At 71.4% G+C, this 18,839-nt stretch carries 12 protein-coding genes; 3 read left to right on the plus strand and 9 right to left on the minus strand.

The annotated features are described in order from the left end of the window. Positions 1-1,513: 1,513 nt before the first annotated feature. A complete protein-coding gene (locus HH310_RS26880) occupies positions 1,514-2,812 on the minus strand; it encodes a hypothetical protein (RefSeq protein WP_169178430.1) in 1,299 nt (432 codons plus the stop codon). A gap of 308 nt (positions 2,813-3,120) precedes the next feature. On the opposite strand from HH310_RS26880, the gene HH310_RS26885 reads away from it, so the two are divergent. Next, positions 3,121-4,776 carry a DUF885 domain-containing protein gene (locus HH310_RS26885; protein WP_169178431.1) on the plus strand — a complete coding sequence of 552 codons (1,656 nt, stop codon included), beginning with the start codon at positions 3,121-3,123 and terminating at the stop codon, positions 4,774-4,776. A 3-nt stretch (positions 4,777-4,779) separates the two neighbouring features. Here the strand turns inward: HH310_RS26885 and HH310_RS26890 are convergent, their stop codons facing one another. Genes HH310_RS26890 through HH310_RS26905 form a run of 4 tightly spaced genes read right to left on the minus strand, consistent with a single transcriptional unit; the run spans position 4,780 to position 9,688 of the window. Next, on the minus strand, positions 4,780-5,634 hold the full coding sequence (locus HH310_RS26890; RefSeq protein WP_169178432.1) for a carbohydrate ABC transporter permease: 855 nt from the start codon (positions 5,632-5,634) through the stop codon (positions 4,780-4,782). Beyond that, on the minus strand, positions 5,631-6,572 hold the full coding sequence (locus HH310_RS26895) for a carbohydrate ABC transporter permease (protein WP_169178433.1): 942 nt from the start codon (positions 6,570-6,572) through the stop codon (positions 5,631-5,633). The genes HH310_RS26890 and HH310_RS26895 overlap by 4 nt, the downstream gene beginning before the upstream one ends. Beyond that, the gene (locus tag HH310_RS26900) at positions 6,569-7,837 is read right to left on the minus strand and encodes a sugar ABC transporter substrate-binding protein (protein WP_169178434.1); all 1,269 of its coding nucleotides are present in this window, start codon (positions 7,835-7,837) and stop codon (positions 6,569-6,571) included. The genes HH310_RS26895 and HH310_RS26900 overlap by 4 nt, the downstream gene beginning before the upstream one ends. Before the next feature lie 15 nt (positions 7,838-7,852). Next, on the minus strand, positions 7,853-9,688 hold the full coding sequence (locus HH310_RS26905) for a beta-L-arabinofuranosidase domain-containing protein (protein WP_312034340.1): 1,836 nt from the start codon (positions 9,686-9,688) through the stop codon (positions 7,853-7,855). Between the two features lie 188 nt (positions 9,689-9,876). Here HH310_RS26905 and HH310_RS26910 point away from each other — a divergent pair, with 188 nt between their 5' ends. Then, positions 9,877-10,884: a LacI family DNA-binding transcriptional regulator gene (locus tag HH310_RS26910; RefSeq protein ID WP_169178435.1), complete on the plus strand. Its 1,008-nt coding sequence runs from the start codon at positions 9,877-9,879 to the stop codon at positions 10,882-10,884. A 61-nt stretch (positions 10,885-10,945) separates the two neighbouring features. Here HH310_RS26910 and HH310_RS26915 read toward each other — a convergent pair whose 3' ends face one another. The 4 genes from HH310_RS26915 to HH310_RS26930 form a co-directional block, all read right to left on the minus strand. Beyond that, on the minus strand, positions 10,946-11,326 hold the full coding sequence (locus tag HH310_RS26915; protein WP_169178436.1) for a PPOX class F420-dependent oxidoreductase: 381 nt from the start codon (positions 11,324-11,326) through the stop codon (positions 10,946-10,948). A gap of 89 nt (positions 11,327-11,415) precedes the next feature. Beyond that, positions 11,416-12,015 (minus strand): dihydrofolate reductase family protein, encoded by a 600-nt coding sequence (locus tag HH310_RS26920; protein ID WP_169178437.1) that lies wholly within the window; start codon positions 12,013-12,015, stop codon positions 11,416-11,418. A 52-nt stretch (positions 12,016-12,067) separates the two neighbouring features. After that, complete coding sequence (locus tag HH310_RS26925; protein ID WP_211192664.1) at positions 12,068-12,766, minus strand: hypothetical protein; 699 nt, start codon at positions 12,764-12,766, stop codon at positions 12,068-12,070. Positions 12,767-12,793: 27 nt separating this feature from the next. After that, a complete protein-coding gene (locus tag HH310_RS26930; protein ID WP_169178438.1) occupies positions 12,794-13,300 on the minus strand; it encodes an isoprenylcysteine carboxylmethyltransferase family protein in 507 nt (168 codons plus the stop codon). A gap of 126 nt (positions 13,301-13,426) precedes the next feature. Here HH310_RS26930 and HH310_RS26935 point away from each other — a divergent pair, with 126 nt between their 5' ends. After that, entirely contained in the window at positions 13,427-18,301 is a 4,875-nt protein-coding gene (locus tag HH310_RS26935; RefSeq protein WP_169178439.1) for an AAA family ATPase, read from the plus strand. Positions 18,302-18,839: the final 538 nt, after the last annotated feature.

Raw genomic sequence — 18,839 nt, forward strand, 5'->3', positions numbered from 1 at the left:
CGTCCGCGGTGCGCCCGTCACGTCCGCGTCCGTGCCACGCCCGCCACGCCCGCGTCCGTGCCACGCCCGCCACGCCCGCGTCCGTGCCACGCCCGCCACGTCGCGCCGCTCCCGCCACGCCGCGCCGCGCCCGCCACGTCGCGCCACGCCACGCCACGCCACGTCGCGCCACGCCACGCCACGCCACGTCGCGCCACGCCACGCCACGCCACGTCGCGCCACGCCACGCCACGTCGCGCCACGCCACGCCACGTCGCGCCACGTCGCGCCGCTCCCGCCGCGTCCGCGCTGCGCCCGCGTTCCGGCGCCCGCGTTCTGCGCCTGTGCGCGGCGCCGCGGCTTTCGCGCGCGTTTCCCGCTTTCCGCGTGCTCTCCTTGCCCGCGCTTCCGGCGGCCTGGCTTCCCGCGGCGGGTCTCCCACGCCCGCGCGTTTCGCAGTTGGTGGGTCACGCGGTGGGTTCAGCTACTCGGAGACGTCGTGCGCCGTCGCCCGCCTTGCTCGCATATCCGATATTTCCGAGGAAAGTGCGATCGGCTGGGCCAGTGGTTCGGCGGGTGGCGGGCGGCGCTTCCATTATGTGGGACGAGCGGCCGGGTGCTGAGACTGGCGACCACGTCCTGGACTCGGCGTCCGCAGTGTGGGATTCGCGTCCATTGTGGAACGATATTTTGCCAGGTAATGCCGCATTCGTCCGGCTGTTTTCCGGGGCCGGATGTGAACCTTGGAGAGTTATGGCTCGTATGTGGGCGCAACTCTCCAAGGTTCGCAAGAATCCACGATGTGGCCGGGTTGCCCACATAATGGGACGGCCGACCTGCGGGCAGCTCGAGCCGCGGGCAGCTCGAGCCGCGGGCAGCTCGAGCCGCGGGCAGGTCGAGCCGTAGGCAGGTCGAGCCGTAGGCAGGTCGAGCCGTAGGCAGGTCGAGCCGTAGGCAGGTCGAGCCGTGGGCAGCTCGAGCCGTGGGCAGCTCGAGCCGTGGGCAGCTCGAGCCGTGGGCAGCTCGAGCCGTAGGCAGGTCGAGCCGTGGGCAGCTCGAGCCGTAGGCAGGTCGAGCCGTGGGCAGGTCGAGCCGTGGGCAGCTCGAGCCGTAGGCAGGTCGAGCCGTGGGCAGCTCGAGCCGTAGGCAGGTCGAGCCGTGGGCAGCTCGGCTCGCGAGTGGATCGGCTCGCGAGTGGATCGGCTCGCGAGTGGATCGGCTCGCGAGTGGATCGGCTCGCGGCCAGGACGATCTCCGGGCTGCCGCAGCCCGGGGTGCGCGTCAGGTTGGTCGAAGTGATCTCAGGCCGCCGTCCACGGGCGCAGCGCGAGCGGACCTCGACAGGAGTGAGTCTGGGCCGCGAGGTCGTGCAGGTCTACGTCGGCGGTCCAGAGGCGGCGGACAGGGGAGTGGCCGTCCCAAAGCCGTAAAAGTGACCTAACGGGCCTGCGGGTGCTGTCAGGGGGCGGGGGCTGCGTTTGCTGGGCGGCGGGCTGGTGGTTCTTGGGGGTGCTGGGTGGGCGGCGGGCTGGGGTTAGCCGGCCTCGTAGGAGTGGAGGAGGTGGCTTACTCGGGGGTGGGCCAGCAGGCGGGTGCGGAAGAAGTCGTTGACCAGGGCGGCTGCGGGGGCGCGGACGCGGGCCGCGGTGGCGGCCCAGTCGGCGTCGGTCTCGTCGGCGGCCAGGACGGAGGCGCGGAGCTGGCCCAGGGCGGCCAGCAGGCGGGTCTCGTCGGGGCCGGTCGTGGCGGCGGCCAAGGTTACCGCCAGCACGTCGAGTTGGCGCAGGACCAAGGTGCGGTCGATGCCGGAGGTTGGGTCCAGGGCGGCCGTTGCGGCCTCCAGCAGGCCGGACACCTGGTACAGGCCGGCGGACGGCTCGTCGAAGAGCTCGCGGACGTACGCCGCGGCCTCCAGCTCGTCGCCTAGGCGGAACAAGTTGTAGAGGCGTTTGGCCACCTTGCCGTAGCTGGGTTCGACGCTCAGATAGTGCCGGACCTCCTCGCGCATCGCCTGCTGGTAGGCCTCGCGAGCGCCGGGGCGGGCCAGCGGTTGCAGGCGGCGCACCAGAGGCAGGGCGGCGGGCTCGAGGTAGACCTCCTGCACCAGCGGGTCGATCGCGCCGTCGAACGAACGCACCACGCCGTCGGCGGCCTCCCAGCTCAGGTCGATGACGTTGCTGGCGATCGCGATGCGCTCGTGCGCAGGGTCGGCGATGATCCAGTACAGGTAGATCCAGCCGCCGCCGACCTCGGTGTCGTCCCATGTGTACGTGCGGGGGGAGCCGTCGGGGGCCGCGACGGTGAGACGGCCGGCGACGATCTCCGGCGTGGTCCACTCGATGGTGTGGCCGGCGGGCAAGGGTACGCCCTTGCGGACGACGGCTTCCGGGAAGGTGCCGAGGTCGGCTTCCAGCAACACGATGCCGGGTTCGGCGGTGGCCCGCAACGCCGTCGCTTTGAAAGCCGTACGGAATATGCGTTCGGCCTCCGCTCGGGAATCGGCGTGGATGTGCACCCGTTCGAAGAAGTCGCGGTCGCCGGGAAACAATTGGATCCGGCCCTGGGCGGCGCTGCCGGCGATGGCGATGGCCGACTCGATGCGCGGATGCGGTGCGAGCCGGACGTGCGGCACCATGCTCCGGAAATAGTCCAGGTCCGCCGGGTCGAAGTCGAGCAGGGAAACCGGGTCGCCGAAGACGCCGGTGTCCGGGTCGACCACGATGCGGGCGCCGTCCCGGTTCGCGGCGGCGGCCGCGTTCATCCACTGTCGAGCCTGCGCGACGTCGGCCTCGATGCCGGCGTTGCGGGCCACCTCATCAATTCCGTCGCTCATGACCGAAAGATAGGCCGGATTCACCGCGGCACCCTTTGTGACAGGGGACACCGGCATCCCGGTGAACGCGCTTTCCACAATGGAGCAGGACGGACACGCGGCATGTGATTTCCGCCGTTGGCCGACTTCATCACATTTCCGGGCAGGCAAAGCTCCGGCGCGCCCGCCACCGGATCCATATCATGGTCCGGACCGGGCACCCGGACTAAGTTGATTGAGTGAGCAGGGTCGCCGGTTGTTGTTTGAACGGGGCCCGGTAAGGACGCGTTTTGGTGGGTGTGTCTGACAGTGATCAAGAAGACGAACGCATGACCCCTCGACGGCTTGCCGACTCGTACGTCGCGGCGCTCGCCGAGCTGGACCCGGCCGTGGCCGTTCAGCTGGGCATCAACCCGGGCGACGACCGGCTGTCCGACCTGTCGCCGGCGGGGGCCGAGGCCGTCGCCGCTCTCGGGCGCCGCACGCTGGAGCAGCTCGATGCCATCGAGGCCGCCGCGGAGAACCAGGACGAAAGTGAGCAGCGCTGCGCCCGCCTGCTGCGCGAGCGGATCGGCGCCGAGCTGGTCGTCCACGACGCGGGCGAGGACCTGCGCGGCGCCGTGAACAGCTTGTCGTCGCCGCTGCACGTCCTCCGGCACACCTTCGTGCAGATGCCGAACGAGACCGAGGAGCAGTGGGGCGTGATCGCCCGCCGGCTCGGCCGGGTGCCGGAGGCGCTGGACGGCTACCGGGAATCGCTGGAGCTCGGGATCCAGCGCGGGCTGCTGGCGGCGCCACGGCAGGTCGGCGCGCTGCTCGCACAGGTGAAGGCCTGGGTGGAGGGGGACTGGTTCGCCGCCCTGGTGACCGCCGGGCCGGACTCCCTGCGCGCCCAGCTGGACGACGCCGCGACCACCGCCACCGCCGCGCTGGCCGGGCTGCGCGCCTGGATGGAGGACGTCTACGCCCGCGCGGCCGAGGGCACGCCGGACGCCGTCGGCCGGGACCGCTACCGGATCTGGGCGCGGTTGTGGAACGGCGCCGACTTCGACCTGGACGAGGCGTACGGCTGGGCCTGGAATGAATTTCACCAGCTCGACGCCGAGATGCGGGCGGAGGCGGAGAAGGTGCTCAGCGGCGCCACGCCGCTCGAGGCCGCCGAGTATCTCAAGACCGAGGGACCGGCCGTCGAGGGTGCCGAGCAGGCGCGCGAACACCTGCAGCAGCTGATGGACAAGACCATCAGCGACCTGCAGGGAACCCACTTCGACGTGGCCGAGCCGATCACCCACGTGCAGGCGATGATCGCGCCGGTCGGCAGCGCACCCGCGCCCTATTACACGCCGCCCACGCTCGACTTCTCCCGGCCCGGGCGCACGTGGCTGCCGGCCAGCAAGGAGGACCGCTACCCGCTGTGGTTCATCACGTCGGCCTGGTACCACGAGGGGGTGCCGGGCCACCACCTGCAGATCGCCCAGTGGCTCTATGTGGCCGGCAGCCTGTCCAACTACCAGGTCTCGCTGGGCGCGGTCTCGTCCAACGTCGAGGGCTGGGCGCTCTACGCGGAGCGGCTGATGGACGAGCTGGGCTACCACACGTCGGCGACCCGGCTGGGCTACCTGTCCGCGCAGATGCTGCGGCTGCAGCGCGTCATCGTGGACATCGGCATGCACCTGGAGCTCGACTTCCCGGCGAACTCGCCGTACCGGCCGGGTGAGCGGGTCACCCCGGAGGCGACCCGCGAGTTCATGGGCCGCTACAGCGGGCTCGACGACGAGTTGCTCGACGGCGAGGTGATCCGCTATCTGGGCATGCCGGGACAGGCGATCGGCTACAAGCTCGGCGAGCGCACCTGGCTGCGGGGCCGGGAGGCGGCGCGCGCCGCGCACGGGGACGCGTTCGACCTCAAGGCGTGGCACATGGCCGCGCTCTCGCAGGGGTCGCAGGGCCTCGACGACCTGTACGAGACCCTGGCGAACCTGTAACCGTCACTTCACGGCGCCCGCCACCAGGCCGGCCACGTAGTAACGCTGCAACAACAGATAGAGCACGATGCACGGTACGGCGGTCACCGCCACTCCGGCCTGCATGATGCCCCAGTTCAGGGTGCCGAGCTGGTTGGTGGCCAGCACGGTCAGGGTGACCGGCAAGGTGAACTTGGCCTCGTCGGTCACCAGGATCAGCGCCGCGAAGAACTCGTTCCAGGACGTGAAGAACGTGAACAGCGCGGTGCTGATCAGCCCGGGGATGGCGACCGGCAGCATCACCCGGGCCATCGCTTTGAGGTAGCCGCAGCCGTCGATCAGCGCGGCCTCCTCGATGCTGGCCGGCAGCGAGGCGAAGCTGTTGCGCATCAGGAAGATGCCGAACGGCAGCTGGAACGTGGTGTAGACGAGCGTCAGCCCGAGCAGGGTGTTGCCCAGGCCCAGGTCGTGCAGGATCGAGAACAACGGCGTGATGATCGCCTGGAACGGGATCATGAAGGTGGCCAGGATGACGAAGAACAGCAGGCCGCTGCCCCGGAACCGCAGCCGGGCGAAGCCGTAGCCGGCCAGGGTCGCGAGGGCGACGGTGAGCACGGTCGAGCCGGCCGCCACCACCACGCTGTTTAAAACGTGCTGCCATATGCCGAATTGTCCGGTGTTCCCTAACGAGCGGTAGTTGTCCACCGAGAACGTGTGCGGGTACAGCGTCGGCGGGTTGGACGTGGACTCGGCCGACGACTTCAGCGACTGCGACACCATCATGTAGATCGGGTACAGAACGACGAGCGAGACACACAGGCAGGCGATCCACCAGGCGGCGCGCGGCAGCGTACGGCGTACGTCGGCAAAGGTTTTCATGAATGGTCCGTCTTCCGCAGCAGGAGCATCTGCAACGCGCTGACCGCCGCCAGGGCCACCATGAGCATGGCGGAGAGCGCGGCGCCGTAACCGAGCTCGAAGTTGATGAACGACACGCGGTAGATCTGGTAGACCGCCGTGATCGTGCCGTTCGACGGGCCGCCGGCGGTCATGATGTAGAACTGGTCGAACGCCAGCAGCGACCCGGCCACCGAGAAGACCAACACCAGTGCCAGCGTCGGCCGCAGCAACGGCAGCGTGATGTGCCGGAAGGCCGCGAACCGGCCGGCGCCGTCGATGCGCGCCGCCTCGGTCAGCTCACCCGGGATCGACTGCAGACCGGACAGCAACAGGATCATCTGCATGCCGGTCACCTTCCAGGTCACCATGGCACTGACCAGCAGCAGCCCACTGGTGGCGGTGGCGAACCAGTTGGTATCCCTGCTGGTTAGACCAAAGTGGACGGCCAGGTCGGACAGCGGGCCCAGACTGGGCTGGGCCAGATAGAGCCAGAGGTACGCCGCCGCGGCGAACCCGATGACCACCGGCAGGAAGAACACGGACTGGAAGGCCCGGGCCGCCGTGCCGCGCCGGTTCACCAGGAACGCCAGCGCCAGCGCGGTGATCAGCAGCACCGGCGTGATGAGCAGTGTGTACTTGAGGGTGAACAAGACGGCGTTCAGCCATTGCTGGTCGTGGATCGCCCGGCGGTAGTTCGCGAGGCCCACGAACTTGTGGGCGCCCAGCAGCGGCCAGTCGTGCAGCGACATCCAGAACGTCATGACCAGCGGGATCAGGAAGAAGATCGTGACGACCACGACGGCGGGCGCCACCACGGCGACGCCGATGAGCTGGCGGCGCCGGCGGTTGGTGAGCCAGGGCCGGCGCGCCGGCGGCGAGACGTCCGCCACCGGCCGCGCCTTGGTCGAGACCGTCATGACGTGCCCTGGTCGATGATCTGCTGCGCCGCCTTCTGCGCGGTGGCCTGCGCGGCCGTGATGTCCCCGGTGCCGAAGACGCCCTGGTTGATCAGGCCGGCCCAGGGACCGTTGTTGTCGTTGATGATGCCGTTCTCGACGACGCTGTACGGGGTCTGCCCGGTGCCCATGGCGTCCCCGAGCGCCTGGTACCTCGGGTCCAGCGGCGCGTAGATCTTGTCGATCAGGTCGGTGCGGACCGGGACGATCGAGTTCTTCGCGAGGATCGTCTGCGCCGGCTCGTCGGTGGCCCACTTCACGAAGTCGTACGCCACGGCCTTGTTCTTGGCGCCCTTGGTGACCGCGATCTCGTCGCCGCCGGCGAAGCTCGCGGTGCCGCCGGTCTTCCCGACGATCGGCGTCACCCCGAAGTCGATCTTCTGGTCCGCGACCAGGGTCTGCACGAAGAAGGCGCCGAGGTTGACCATGCCAACCTTGCCGCTCTGGAACGCGGTCGGCTGCACGACGCCCGCGTCGGTCTTGGCGTTCGGCGGCATCAGGCCCTCCGTCCACATCTGACGGAGGAAGGTCAGCGTGTCGGTGACCTGCGGGCTGTCGAACATCGCGGTCTTGCCGTCGTCGGAGAGGATTTTCCCGCCGCTGGCCCAGACATGCGGCGCGGTCTCGAAGACGTTGCAGCCGCCGCACTGCCCGGCCATCGTGAAGCCGTAGTAATCCTTGCCCAGCTTGCGGATCGCGCGGGCGTCGGCCAGCATCTCGTCGAAGTTCGCCGGCGGCTTGTCCGGGTTCAGGCCCGCCTTCTTGAACAGATCCTTGTTGTAGAAGGTGACCGACGCCTCGGCGGTGAACGGCAACGCGTAGACCTTGCCGTCGTACTCGGCGAGTTTGCGGTGCGCCGGGCTCAGACCGTCCTTCCAGGACAGTTGGTTCTGCACGGCGGTGAGGTCGTCGAGCACGCCCTTGGACGCGAAGTACGGCAGGTAGACCAGGTCGATCGAGGCGATGTCCGGGCCGGAGCCGGAGGCGGCCGCGGTGCCGAACTTCTGCACGAAGTTGGCCGTCGGCACCACGGTCACGCTGACCTTGCCGTCGTGCGTCTTGTTGTACGCGTCGGCGAGCAGGTTGATGAACGCCTTCTCGCTGTCGCGCGCCCACAGCGTGGCGGTGCCGGTGGGTTTGTCGGTCGCGCTGGAGGTCGCGCCGGCGTCCGAGCATCCGGCGACGACGAGCACGGCGGCGGCTAAAGCGATGTATCTCCTGTTCATGGGGACCGCTTTCTGTCAGGGGATCGGTAACCAGACGCGCATCGCGCCGGGCCCTCGGTTCGCCCAGGAGTGGTAAGGAATCGCGGTGAAGGTGAGCGGTGTGTCGGTGTTTCCGGGGGCCAGGCCGTAGAGGGACGGTCCGGGCCGGCGCGCGAAACCCGTCAATCGCAGCCGTACGCCGTCACCCGGCTCGATGTCCGCCGCGGGGTCCAGCCGGAGCTGCTCGACGAGGACCCCGTCCGGCAGGTCGGCCTGCTCGACGCAGTAGACGACCGGCCCGCGCACGACGGCCACGCAGCCGCGCACCGCGTCGACCCGCTCGTCGGCGTGAACCAGGCGGGGCGTCATCGGCAGCGACAGCCGCACGACCGCGCCCGCGCCGCAGGACACCCGCAGATAGTCGCCCGGGGCCGGCGGCGCGACGATCTCGCCGCCGGCCACCGTGGCGGTGGCCCCGGCCGCCCAGGACGGCACCCGGATCGCGAGCGCGCCCGACCCGCTGACGGTGACCGCGATGTCGCCGTCGAAGGGATAGCCGGTCTCGACCGTGGCGGTCATCGACGGCCCGGCGTAGGTGCCGGCGCTCAACAGGTGCAGTTGCAGGCCCAGCGCGTCGGTGGTGGCCGCGTAGCCGTGCAGCGAGGCGAGCAGCCGCGCCAGGTTCGGCGGGCAGCAGGCGCAGCGGTACCAGCCCAGCCGCTCGGCCGGCGCGTCCTCACCCGAACCGTCGTGCCCGGTGCGCAACTGCAGCGGGTTGGAATAGAAGAACGCCGTCCCACTTTCCGAAGTGGACGCCGCGATCGTGTTGAGCAGCGCGCGTTCCATCTCCTCGGCGTACCTGGTGGCGCCGGTCGCGAGCAGCATCCGCCAGCTCCACTGCACCGCCGCGACCGATGCGCACGTCTCGGCGTACGCCCGGTCCGGCGGAAGTTCGTAGGGATCGCCGTACGCCTCGTCGCGGTGGCGTGAGCCGTGCCCGCCGGTCAGGTACAGCTTGGTGCCGAAAGCGCTGTCCCACAACGCTTCCATGGCGGTCAGCAGCGTCTCGTCGCCGTTCTCCAGATACAGGTCGGTCACGCCGGCGGCGAGGTAGAGCTGGCGTACGGCGTGCCCCAGCGCCTCGGTCGCCTCCCGTACCGGCAGGTGATCCTGGTAGTACACCGACCCGAAGCGGCCGGGCTCGAGCGTGCCGTGGCCGCGGCTCTCCACCTGCAGTTCGGCGGCGCGCAGGTAGGCCGGTTCGCCGGTCTCGCGATACAGCTCGACCAGGGCGGTCTCCACCTCGGGATGCCCGTCGATCGGCGGCGGGGTGCGCACCACCAGGTCGGCGAAGCGGCGGGCCACGGCCAGGAAACGGTCGTCGCCGCCGCCCCGGTGCAGCGCGACCGCGGCCTGCAGCAGGTGACCGGCGGAGTAGAGCTCGTGGGTGCGTTCCGGGCGCGCGAACGGCTGTTCGCCCTCGGTGCCCTGCACGTACGTGTTGAGGTAGCCGTCCGGCTGCTGGACGCTTTCGAGGAGGTCGGCGGTCTCGGTGAGCAGCTTGGACCAGCGGTCGGTGCCGCTGCGGCCGATCTCCCAGCCGATGGCCTCCACGGTCTTGTAGAGGTCCGAGTCGGCGAACCAGAAACCGCGGAAGTCCGCGTCGTTGCCGGCGTCGCCGAGGCGGCGGAAGTTGTCCAGCACGCCGCTGGTCTCCAGGTTCGTGACGCAGTGCGGGATGGTCGCCTCGGCGTTGCGCTCCTGCCAGGCGCCGAGGAACGAGCCGGGGTCGAAGCGGGCGGACGGCGCGGGATTCAGTCGGGCGGGCCGGCGCGGGGCGACCGGGCCGGTGGCGGCGGTACGTAGGTTCACGGGGAGGTGCCTCTCGACCAGGAAAACGTGGGGAAAACGTTTTCTTGACGCCAACTTAGGAGCGAGGCCGGGGCGGGTCAAGACTTGCACGGACACGAATGTGTAAAGCGCAGGTACGCGGGGGACTTGGTCGGAAAAGCCTTTCCGGAATATGCTGGGCCGACCCCAGAACCCCAGGACGGACGCCCATGAGTCAGCAAGCCGGCACCCGGCGCCGCGTCGGCATCGCGGACGTGGCCGCGCGGGCGGGCGTATCGCTCGGCACCGCCTCCAAGGCCCTCAACGGCCGTGGCACCCTGCGCGAGGAGACCCGGGCCCGGGTGCGCGCCGCCGCCGACGAGCTCGGTTTCGCCCCCAGCACCGTCGCGCGCAGCCTGTTGTCCGGGCGCACGTTCACGGTCGGGATCATCACGACCGACAGCTACGGCCGGTTCAGCATCCCGGTGATGCGCGGCGTCGAGGACTCGCTCGGCGTCGGCGAGATGATCGCGTTCCTCTGCGACAGCCGCGACGACCCGATCCGCGAGGCACACCACTTGCGGAAACTTCTGGAAAGGCAGGTCGACGGCATCATCGTCGCGGGCCGGCGCACCGACCCCCGGCCACCGCTGAGCGAGAATCTCCCGGTCCCCGTCGTGTACGCCTTCGCCCCGAGCAACGATCCGGAGGACTGCAGCGTGGTGAGCGACGAGCGCGGCGCCGCCCGCCTCGCGGTGGAGCACCTGGTGAAGACGGGCCGCCGCCGGATCGCGCACATCACCGGCCCGCAGTCACACGCCGCGGCCCGCGAGCGGGCGGCCGGTGCCGCCGACGCGCTCGCTGAGCTGGGCCTGGCGATGGCCGGCGAGCCGATGTTCGGCAGCTGGACCGAGACGTGGGGCCGGTTCGCGGCGGCGCAGTTGCTGCGCGGCCACCCGGACGTGGACGGCGTGTTCTGCGGCAGCGACGTGGTCGCGCGGGGCGTGACGGACGGGCTGCGCGAGGCCGGGGCCGCGCTGCCGATGCAGGTCGGCGTCGTCGGCATCGACAACTGGGAGGTCATCGCCGAGGCCGCGCGCCCGCCGCTGACCACGGTGGACCTGGGCCTGGAGCAGCTGGGCCACCGCGCCGGTGACCTGCTGCTGGCCGCGATCGACGGGCATCCGGCGCCGGGTGTGCACGTGGTCGAGGGCCACCTGGTGGTCCGCGAGTCCTAGGGCGCCGCCATGGATGGGCTCGCGGGTCGGGCCGGTCGGATGGGCTCGCGGGCCGGGGCGGTCAGACGTCGCGGCCGTTGCGGTCGAGGAACTCCATGCCGGGCAGCCCCCAGGACACGATGCGCTCCGGGGTGATCACGATGACCGGGTCGTCACCGTCGATCACGGTCGCGTGGCCGCGGACCTCGACGCCGCGCGGGTGCCACGGCGGGAGGACGTCGTCGATGACGATGGCGACGCGGGGGTCGCGGGCCAGGTCCTTCCACTTCTTGGTCAGCGGCAGGTCGGCGCCGCGGATCTCGAGCACGTCGGTGGCGCGGTTGTAGCCGAAACCTACCGGGGCGACGTGCAGGCTGCCCGTGCGGCCCACCGTGGCGATGCGCCCGAGCCGCCGTCCGTCCTCTTGCAGGAACTTGATCTCGTCATCGGTGAAGCTGCTCATCCTCGACCTCGTCCGTCGCGTCGTCTCGGGGGAATCCCGCACCCACCAGACGTGCCGGAGCAGCGAAAATTCACGAGACCGCGCGGCGGCTACCTGGTGACGGTGTAGCGCACGTGGGTCGCGTACGGGGAACTGTAGGTCTTGATGATGGTGAGGTCGACGTCGCGGGTGAAGCCCTCGAACAAACGTTTGCCGCCGCCCAGGATCACCGGGGCGGTGGAGATGACGAGCTCGTCGACCTTGCCCGCGGTCAGGGCCTGCCGGATGAGGTCGGCGCCGCCGCCGAGGGAGATGTCGCGGTCGCCGGCCGCCTCGGCCGCCTGGGTCAGCGCGGTGCCGAGGTCGGCGACGAAGCGGAACCCGGACTCCTTCGCCGGCTGGTCCTCGGTGCGGTGGGTGAGCACGAACAGCGTGCCGGGGAAGGGGTTGGTGCCGCCCCACGCGCCGGCCGCGTCGTACATGCCCCGGCCGACCACGCCGGCACCGAGCGTCGCGACCATCTCGTCGTAGAACTGCTTGTCCGGGCCGTGCATCGCGAAGTCGTGGCCGCCGTCGTAGGTCCACGGGCCGCCCATCACCCAGTAGTGCAGGCGCTCGCCGCCGCGGCCCAGGCCGAACTCGGGGCCGTCGTCCGGGCCGGTGACGTAGCCGTCGACGGATGTGGTGATGGATGCGATGACCTTGCCCATGGCTCCTCCTCGGTTGGATGTCACCGGTACAGACCGGGCCGGGGGCCGAAACTCATCGGTCGGCGGACGCGAGCGTCAGGGTGGCGCCGCTGAGCGTGTTGTACCACTGCGTGTTCGTGAAGTTCTTCTGGGTCTCCTCGCCGATGTAGAGATCCACGTGGTGGTCGCCGCCCGAGCCGGGCGTGAACTCGTCGCTGACCTCCCAGCTCGCCGCGGAGAGCCGGTCGCACATCGCGGCGGGCGGCGGGGACTTCTTGTTCGAGAGGTGGCCGCAGCCGGTGACGGTGAACGCGGTGCCCTGCGGCAGCACCGACGGATCGGCGGCCGCCGACACGTAGGGGACCAGCGTGCCGCCGCTCGCGTTGCGGGGCGCGGTGTCCAGCCAGTAGCCGACGTCGTAGCTCCAGTTCAGGTACCGGCCGTCGGTCAGCCGGCCGGAGCCCTGTTCCTTGACCGCCTTGACGAAGCTGCCCGGATATCGGCCCAGGCTGTCGGTGCCTTCGCTGCACTGCAGCTTGGTGCAGCCGGTGACGGACACCTTCTTGTCGGTGTGGAACCTCGCCACGGCGGTGTAGATGACGGCGAGCTCCCACCCGCCGGACGGGGGGTCGGGCGGCGCGGCGCTCTCCACTGTGGCCGGTGCGGCGGACGGCCCGGGCATCAGCTCGCCGGCCGTGGTGCTGCCGCAACCGGCCAGCGCCAGGACGGCCAGCAACACCGCGAAGCGGAAACGTTGATCGGCGTGAATCATCGCCCCGACTCTAGGCGATGCCTCGTGTCAAGGGTCCGGGCGCCACGGGGTCAGGCGGGGCCACCAGCCGGGGACGGCGCGGCGGTACGTCGTGTACTCGTCGCCGAACCGGCGGGTCAGGTCGGGCTGTTCGTGGCCGACGACGAACGCCACCATGGCGGCCGCCACGAACGCGGCGTAGACCAGCAGGACCGGGCGCCACAGCAGCAGGGCCTGGCCCAGGATGGTGGCGATGACCGCCAGGTACATCGGGTTGCGGACGTAGCGGTACAGGCCGCCGACGACCAGGTGCGCGGGCGGGGCGAGCGGCGCGGGCGTGCCGATGCCCTCGACCACGAAACGGGCGAAGGAGTGCACCAGCAACGTCGCCCCGGCCAGCAGGACGACGACGCCGACCAGGCGGGCCGGCAGCCAATGCGTGAGCGGGGCGCCCGGATGCCACCGGGTCAGGGCCCAGGGCAGCAGGCCGGCCACGGTGCCCGGGGCGAGGGCGAAGAAGAGCGCACTGCCGGCCGCGGCCCCACTGGTGCGCATGGATGCCATTGTGCCGCCGGAGCCGGTCCGTGTCTGCCCCGGACGCCGCGGATCAGGCCATTGACCAGCACTTGCGCGGGCGGGCCGCGCGGGCGTAGGAAGAGGACTGGTGGGCGGAGGCGTCGGATGGAGCCAGCAGAGGTCTTCCCGGGCCGGGATCCGCCGGTAGCGGCCGAGGTCCTGCACGCGAGCGAGCGCACGCGGGTCACCCGGCTGTTCCTCACCGGACGCACCGTGATCCGCAAGGAGCCGCTCGGGGCGGACGCGCCGCGCCGGCTGCGGCAGGAACGCGCGATGCTGCAGCGGCTGCGCGGGATTCCCGGGGTGGCGCACCTGGTCGAGGACCCGCTCTACCCGGGGGCCATCCTGCTCGACGACGTGGCCGGCACCAGCCTGGACCACGCGTCGACGCCGCTGGACGCTGGCGCCCTGATCCGGCTCGCGTCCGCATTGGCCGCGGCGGTGGCCGGACTGCACCACCGGCTGGTCATGCATCGCGACATCAGCCCGGCGAACGTGGTGATCGCCGCGGATGGCGAGCCGTGGCTCGTCGATTTCGCCCTGGCCACCCCCTTTGCGCAGATCCGGCCCGAGTTCACCCACCACGGCGACATCGTCGGGACCCTCGCCTACCTGGCGCCGGAGCAGACCGGGCGGACCGGCCGGCCGGTGGACCAGCGCGCCGACCTGTACGCGCTCGGCGCGACCCTGTACGAACTCGCCACCGGCACGCCGCCGTTCGGCTCCGGCGACCCGCTGCGCCTGACCCACGATCACCTGGCCCGGGTGCCCGCGCCGCCGGCCGAGCTCAACCCGGCACTGCCCGAGACGCTGTCCGGGATCATCCTGCATCTGCTGGAGAAAGAGCCGGACAACCGTTACCAGACCGCCGACGGTGTGGTCCACGACCTGCGGCGGCTGCGCGACGGCCGTTCCCAGGGCCGCATCGGGCAGCATGACGTCCCGCTGCGCCTGCTGCCGCCGTCGCGGCTGGTCGGCCGGGACGCCGAGGTGGGCGCGTTACAGGCGGCGTTCGACGACGCGCTGAGCGGGAGCTGCCGGGCCGTGCTGGTCGGCGGCGCGCCCGGCATCGGCAAGACCGCGCTGATCGACGAGCTGCGGCCCGTCGTGACGCGCGCCGGTGGCTGGTTCGTGGCCGGCAAGTTCGACCAGTACCGGCGCGACGTCGAGGCCAGCGGCGTCTACCAGGCGTTCCGGGCGCTGAGCCGGCTGCTGCTGGCCGAGCCGGAGGACCGGCTGGCCGCGGTCCGCGACCGGATCCGGGCGGCGCTGGGCCCGAACGCGGCTCTGATGGCCGCGGTGGTCCCCGAGTACGCCGTGCTGCTGGGCGTGCCGGCGGACCCGGGAGATCCGATGACCGCGCAGGTACGGGGTCAGCGCAACGGTGTCCAGATTCTGCGGGCGGTCGCGTCCCCACGGCGTCCGATGGTGTTGTTCCTGGACGACCTGCAATGGGCCGGCCGGACCCCGCTCGGCTTCATCGACCTGCTGCTCGACGAGGACCCGATCCCCGGGCTGCTGGTGGTGGCAGCGTTCCGGCGGCGGGACCCGGCCGGCGCGGATCCGCTGGCCACGTCGCTGAAACGCTGGCCGGACCGCGGCGGGGTGCGGCTGTTGCGGCTGGACACGCTGCCCGGCCCGGCCCGGACCGGCATGGTCGCCGAGATGCTGCACGCGGATCCGGCCGTGGTACGGGACCTGGCCGAGGTGATCGAGCCGTACACCGCCGGGAACCCGTACGAGATCGTGGAATTGCTCAACGGTCTGCGGCGCGACGGGGTGCTGACGGCGACGGACCGGGGCTGGCGCTGGGACGCGGCCACCGTACGGGCGCGGCTGGAGACCGGCCGGCTCGCGACACCCGTGGCGGTCCTGCCGAGCCGGACCCAGCAGCTGGTCGAGGCGATGGCGCTGCTCGGCGGGCGGTCCACGGTGAGCAGGCTGCGGGCCGCCACCGGCGAACCGGCCGACGTCGTGCGGCGGCTGCTCGCCCCGGCGCTGGCGGAGGGTGTGCTGGCCGCCGAGCCGGGCGCCGAGCCGGGCGCCGAGCCGGGCGCCGAGCCGGGCGCCGAGCAGGCGGTGCGGTTCCGGCACGACCGGATCCAGGAGTCGATCCTGCGCGGCATTCCCGGGCGCCGGCGACGCGACCTGCACCTGGCCATGGCCCGCCGGCTGGCCCGCTCGCCCGGACTCGCCGCGGACGCCGCCGAGCAGTACCTGCCGGTGACCGGCGCGATCGACGACCCGGCCGAACGGCGGCGGGTTGCCGCCCTGCTGCGCGACGCCGCCGGACACGCCCGGGCCACTGCGGACCACGTGCTGGTCAGTACCCTGCTCGGCGCCGCGCTGACGCTCGCCGACCCGGGCGACACCGGCACGCTCGTCGCGTTGCGCACCGGACGGCAGACCGCGCTCTACACGCTGGGGCGCCTGGACGAGGCGGACGAGGAATTCCGCGCCATCGAGGCCCTGCCCACCACCGCGGTGCAACGCGCCGAGCCGACCGCCGTCCAGGTGCACAGCCTGACGCACCGCAACCGGTTCGCCGACGCGGTCGCCCTCGGCGTCGCGTCCCTGCGTGACCTCGGCATCGCGGTCCCGGCGCACCCGTCCCCCGCCGAGGTCGAGCAGCAGATCGGCCATCTGTACGCCTGGCTGGAGCACACCGGCACGGACGGCGAGCTGACCCGGGCGGAGATCGACGATCCGGTCCTGCTGGCCGCGACCGCCATGATCGGCGCCCTCGTCCCGGCGGCCTTCTTCATCCCGGACGACTTCGCCTTGTTCCTGTGGCTGACCCTGCAGGCGCCGCGGATCTGGTCGGCGCACGGTCCGGCCCGGTCGCTGGTTGGTCCGGCCGGCGTGGCCGCCAACGCGGCGACGGTCAAGCGCGACGAGAACTACGCGGTCGGCTACCGCGCGATGCGGCGGGTGGTGGAAATCGGTGAGGCGCGCGGCTACGAGCCGGAAACCTCGTTGGTACGTGCGTCGTACGCCGGCATGGTCTGCTGGTTCGAACCGGTCGAGCACGCGGTCCGCGAGGCCCTGCAGGCCCGTGACGGACTGCTCGCCGGCGGCGACCTGGCGTGGGCCGGCTACACCTACCACACCGCCGTGGTCGGCATGCTCGAGTATGTCCCGACGCTGGCGGAATGGGTGGCCGAGATCGAGGCGGGGCTGGTCTTCGTCCGGCGGACCGGCAACGAGCAGACCGGCCAATGGCTGGATAGTTACCGCTGGCTGGCGGGGGTGCTCCGCGGCGGGGGCGGCGACGATGGGATGCCGGTGGACCGGCACGCCGACAACCCGTCGGCACTGCTGCACGCGCACATCAACCGCGCGGTTGCCGCCGCGATCCTTGGCGACGCGGCCGGCCTGGAACAACATTCGGCGGCGGCGATGCCGCTGGTCCCGGCCGCCCGCGGTCACTATCCGACGGCCCTGGCCCGGCTTCTTCGTGGCTTGGCGCTGGCCGGGCAGGCCCGTACCAGCGGTGTCACCGGATCGCTGGCCGAGTTGGACGAGGTGACCCGGTGGCTGGCCGCAAGGGCGGCGGACGCGCCGGACAACTTCCTGCACATGCTGCGCCTGATCGAGGCCGAACGGGCCTGGGCCGTCGGCGACTTCCGCGCCGCCGTGCTGGCCTTCGACGCCGCCCTACGCGAGGCAGCGGCGCACCGCCGGCCGTGGCATCGGGCGCTGATCACCGAACGCGCCGCCCGGTTCCACTTCGCGCACGGCGCCGAACACGCCGGACACGAACTGCTCGCCCGCGCCCGCGACGCCTACGCGGCCTGGGGCGCCGACGCGAAAGTCGCCCAGCTCGACTGGGCGTATCCGGCGCTGCGACCGGCCGAGACCCGCCGAGCACCGGTCACCACCGGCACCCTGGACCTGCTCGGGGTGCTGTCCGCGTCGCAGGCGCTGAGCTCGGAGACCAGCATCGAGCGTTTGCAAGCCCGGGTGGTCGAGGTGCTGAGCGCGATGACCGGCGCCACCGAGGTGCGGCTGCTGTTGTGGAACGACCAGCAGCAGGATTGGCTGACCGACACCGCCCCGATGTCGGTGCTGCGCTACGTGCAACGCGTGCGCGAACCGCTGGTCATCGACGACGCCACCCGCGACGACCGGTTCGCCCACGACCCGTATCTGGCCGGTGTCGCCGGCTGCTCGCTGCTGGCCCTGCCCGTGCTGAGCCGCGGCAACCTACGAGCGGTGCTGCTACTGGAGAACCGGCTGATCCGCGGCGCGTTTACCACCGAACGCCTCGACGCCGTCAAACTCATCGCCGCCCAACTGACCGTCTCGCTCGACAACGCCCAGCTCTACGCCGAACTCACCACCTCCCGCGCCCGCATCGTCGCGGCCGCCGACCAGACCCGCCGCCGCATCGAACGCGACCTGCACGATGGCGCCCAGCAACGCCTGGTCACCGTCGCCATGCTCGCCCGCATGGCCATACAGGCCGCCCCGCCGGGCAGCGACGACCTGACGGCACGACTGACCACCCTCGCCGCCGAAGCCGACCGGGCGACCGACGAGCTACGCGAGCTGGCCCACGGCATCCACCCCGCGGTCCTGGCCGAAGGCGGCCTGCGCCCGGCACTGCGCGCACTGGCCCGGCGGTCAGCCGTCCCGGTCTCGCTGGACCTACGCGTCGATGAGCGCCTCGGCGAACAGGTGGAGATCGCCGCCTACTTCACCGTCGCCGAAGCGCTCACGAACACCGCCAAACACGCCCACGCGCGCTCGGTCACCGTGATGGCGGCCGTCGAACAGGACGGCATGCTACGGGTACAGGTCAGCGACGACGGCCGCGGCGGCGCCGACATCACCCGCGGAACCGGGCTGCTCGGCCTCAAAGACCGCGTCGAGTCACTCGGCGGCCGGTTCTCCGTGCAAAGCGCCCCGGACGCCGGCAGCACCGTCCACGTTGAACTGCCGCTGCATCGCGATCCCGGGCAACGGCCGGCGGGGTGACGGCCGCGGGCGTCGCAGCCAACGGCCGGCGGGTGACGGCGGCGGGCGTCGCAGCTCGTCGGAGGGCCCTCGAAATTTTCGGGTCAGCGGTCCCGGCGCTGATCGGCTTCGCCGCTTGCGCCGTCCGGGCGTGTCGATTTGCCGACGGCGGTCGGGGTTGTTGCGTAGCCCGTGGCGGGGATCACCGGGTGGCGGCGGGGATCAGCGTGGCCGCCGGGATGCCCGTTGCTGCGTCTCGAAGCGGCGTGGTCAACGGGTGTCGGTCTGAGCCGCCTTACGACGCCCATGATGTTTAGCCGTTCAGCTGGCTTGGCCGCCGTGCCGCCGTAGCCGGCCCAGGCGTGGACAGCCGCAACGTCCAGCAGGACGCGGCTCCCCACGCCGGGTGGTGCCTTGTGGGTGTGGGGAGTTGTGGCGGCTGGGTGGGTGTGGCTGTTCACGGCGGGGGTGGTGCGTTGTGGGTGTGGGGAGTTGTGGCGGCTGGGTGGGTGTGGCTGTTCACGGCGGGGGTGGTGCCTTGTGGGTGTGGGGAGTTGTG

This window comes from Actinoplanes sp. TBRC 11911, from assembly GCF_012933445.1.
In the GTDB taxonomy this organism is placed as follows: Bacteria; Actinomycetota; Actinomycetes; order Mycobacteriales; family Micromonosporaceae; genus Actinoplanes.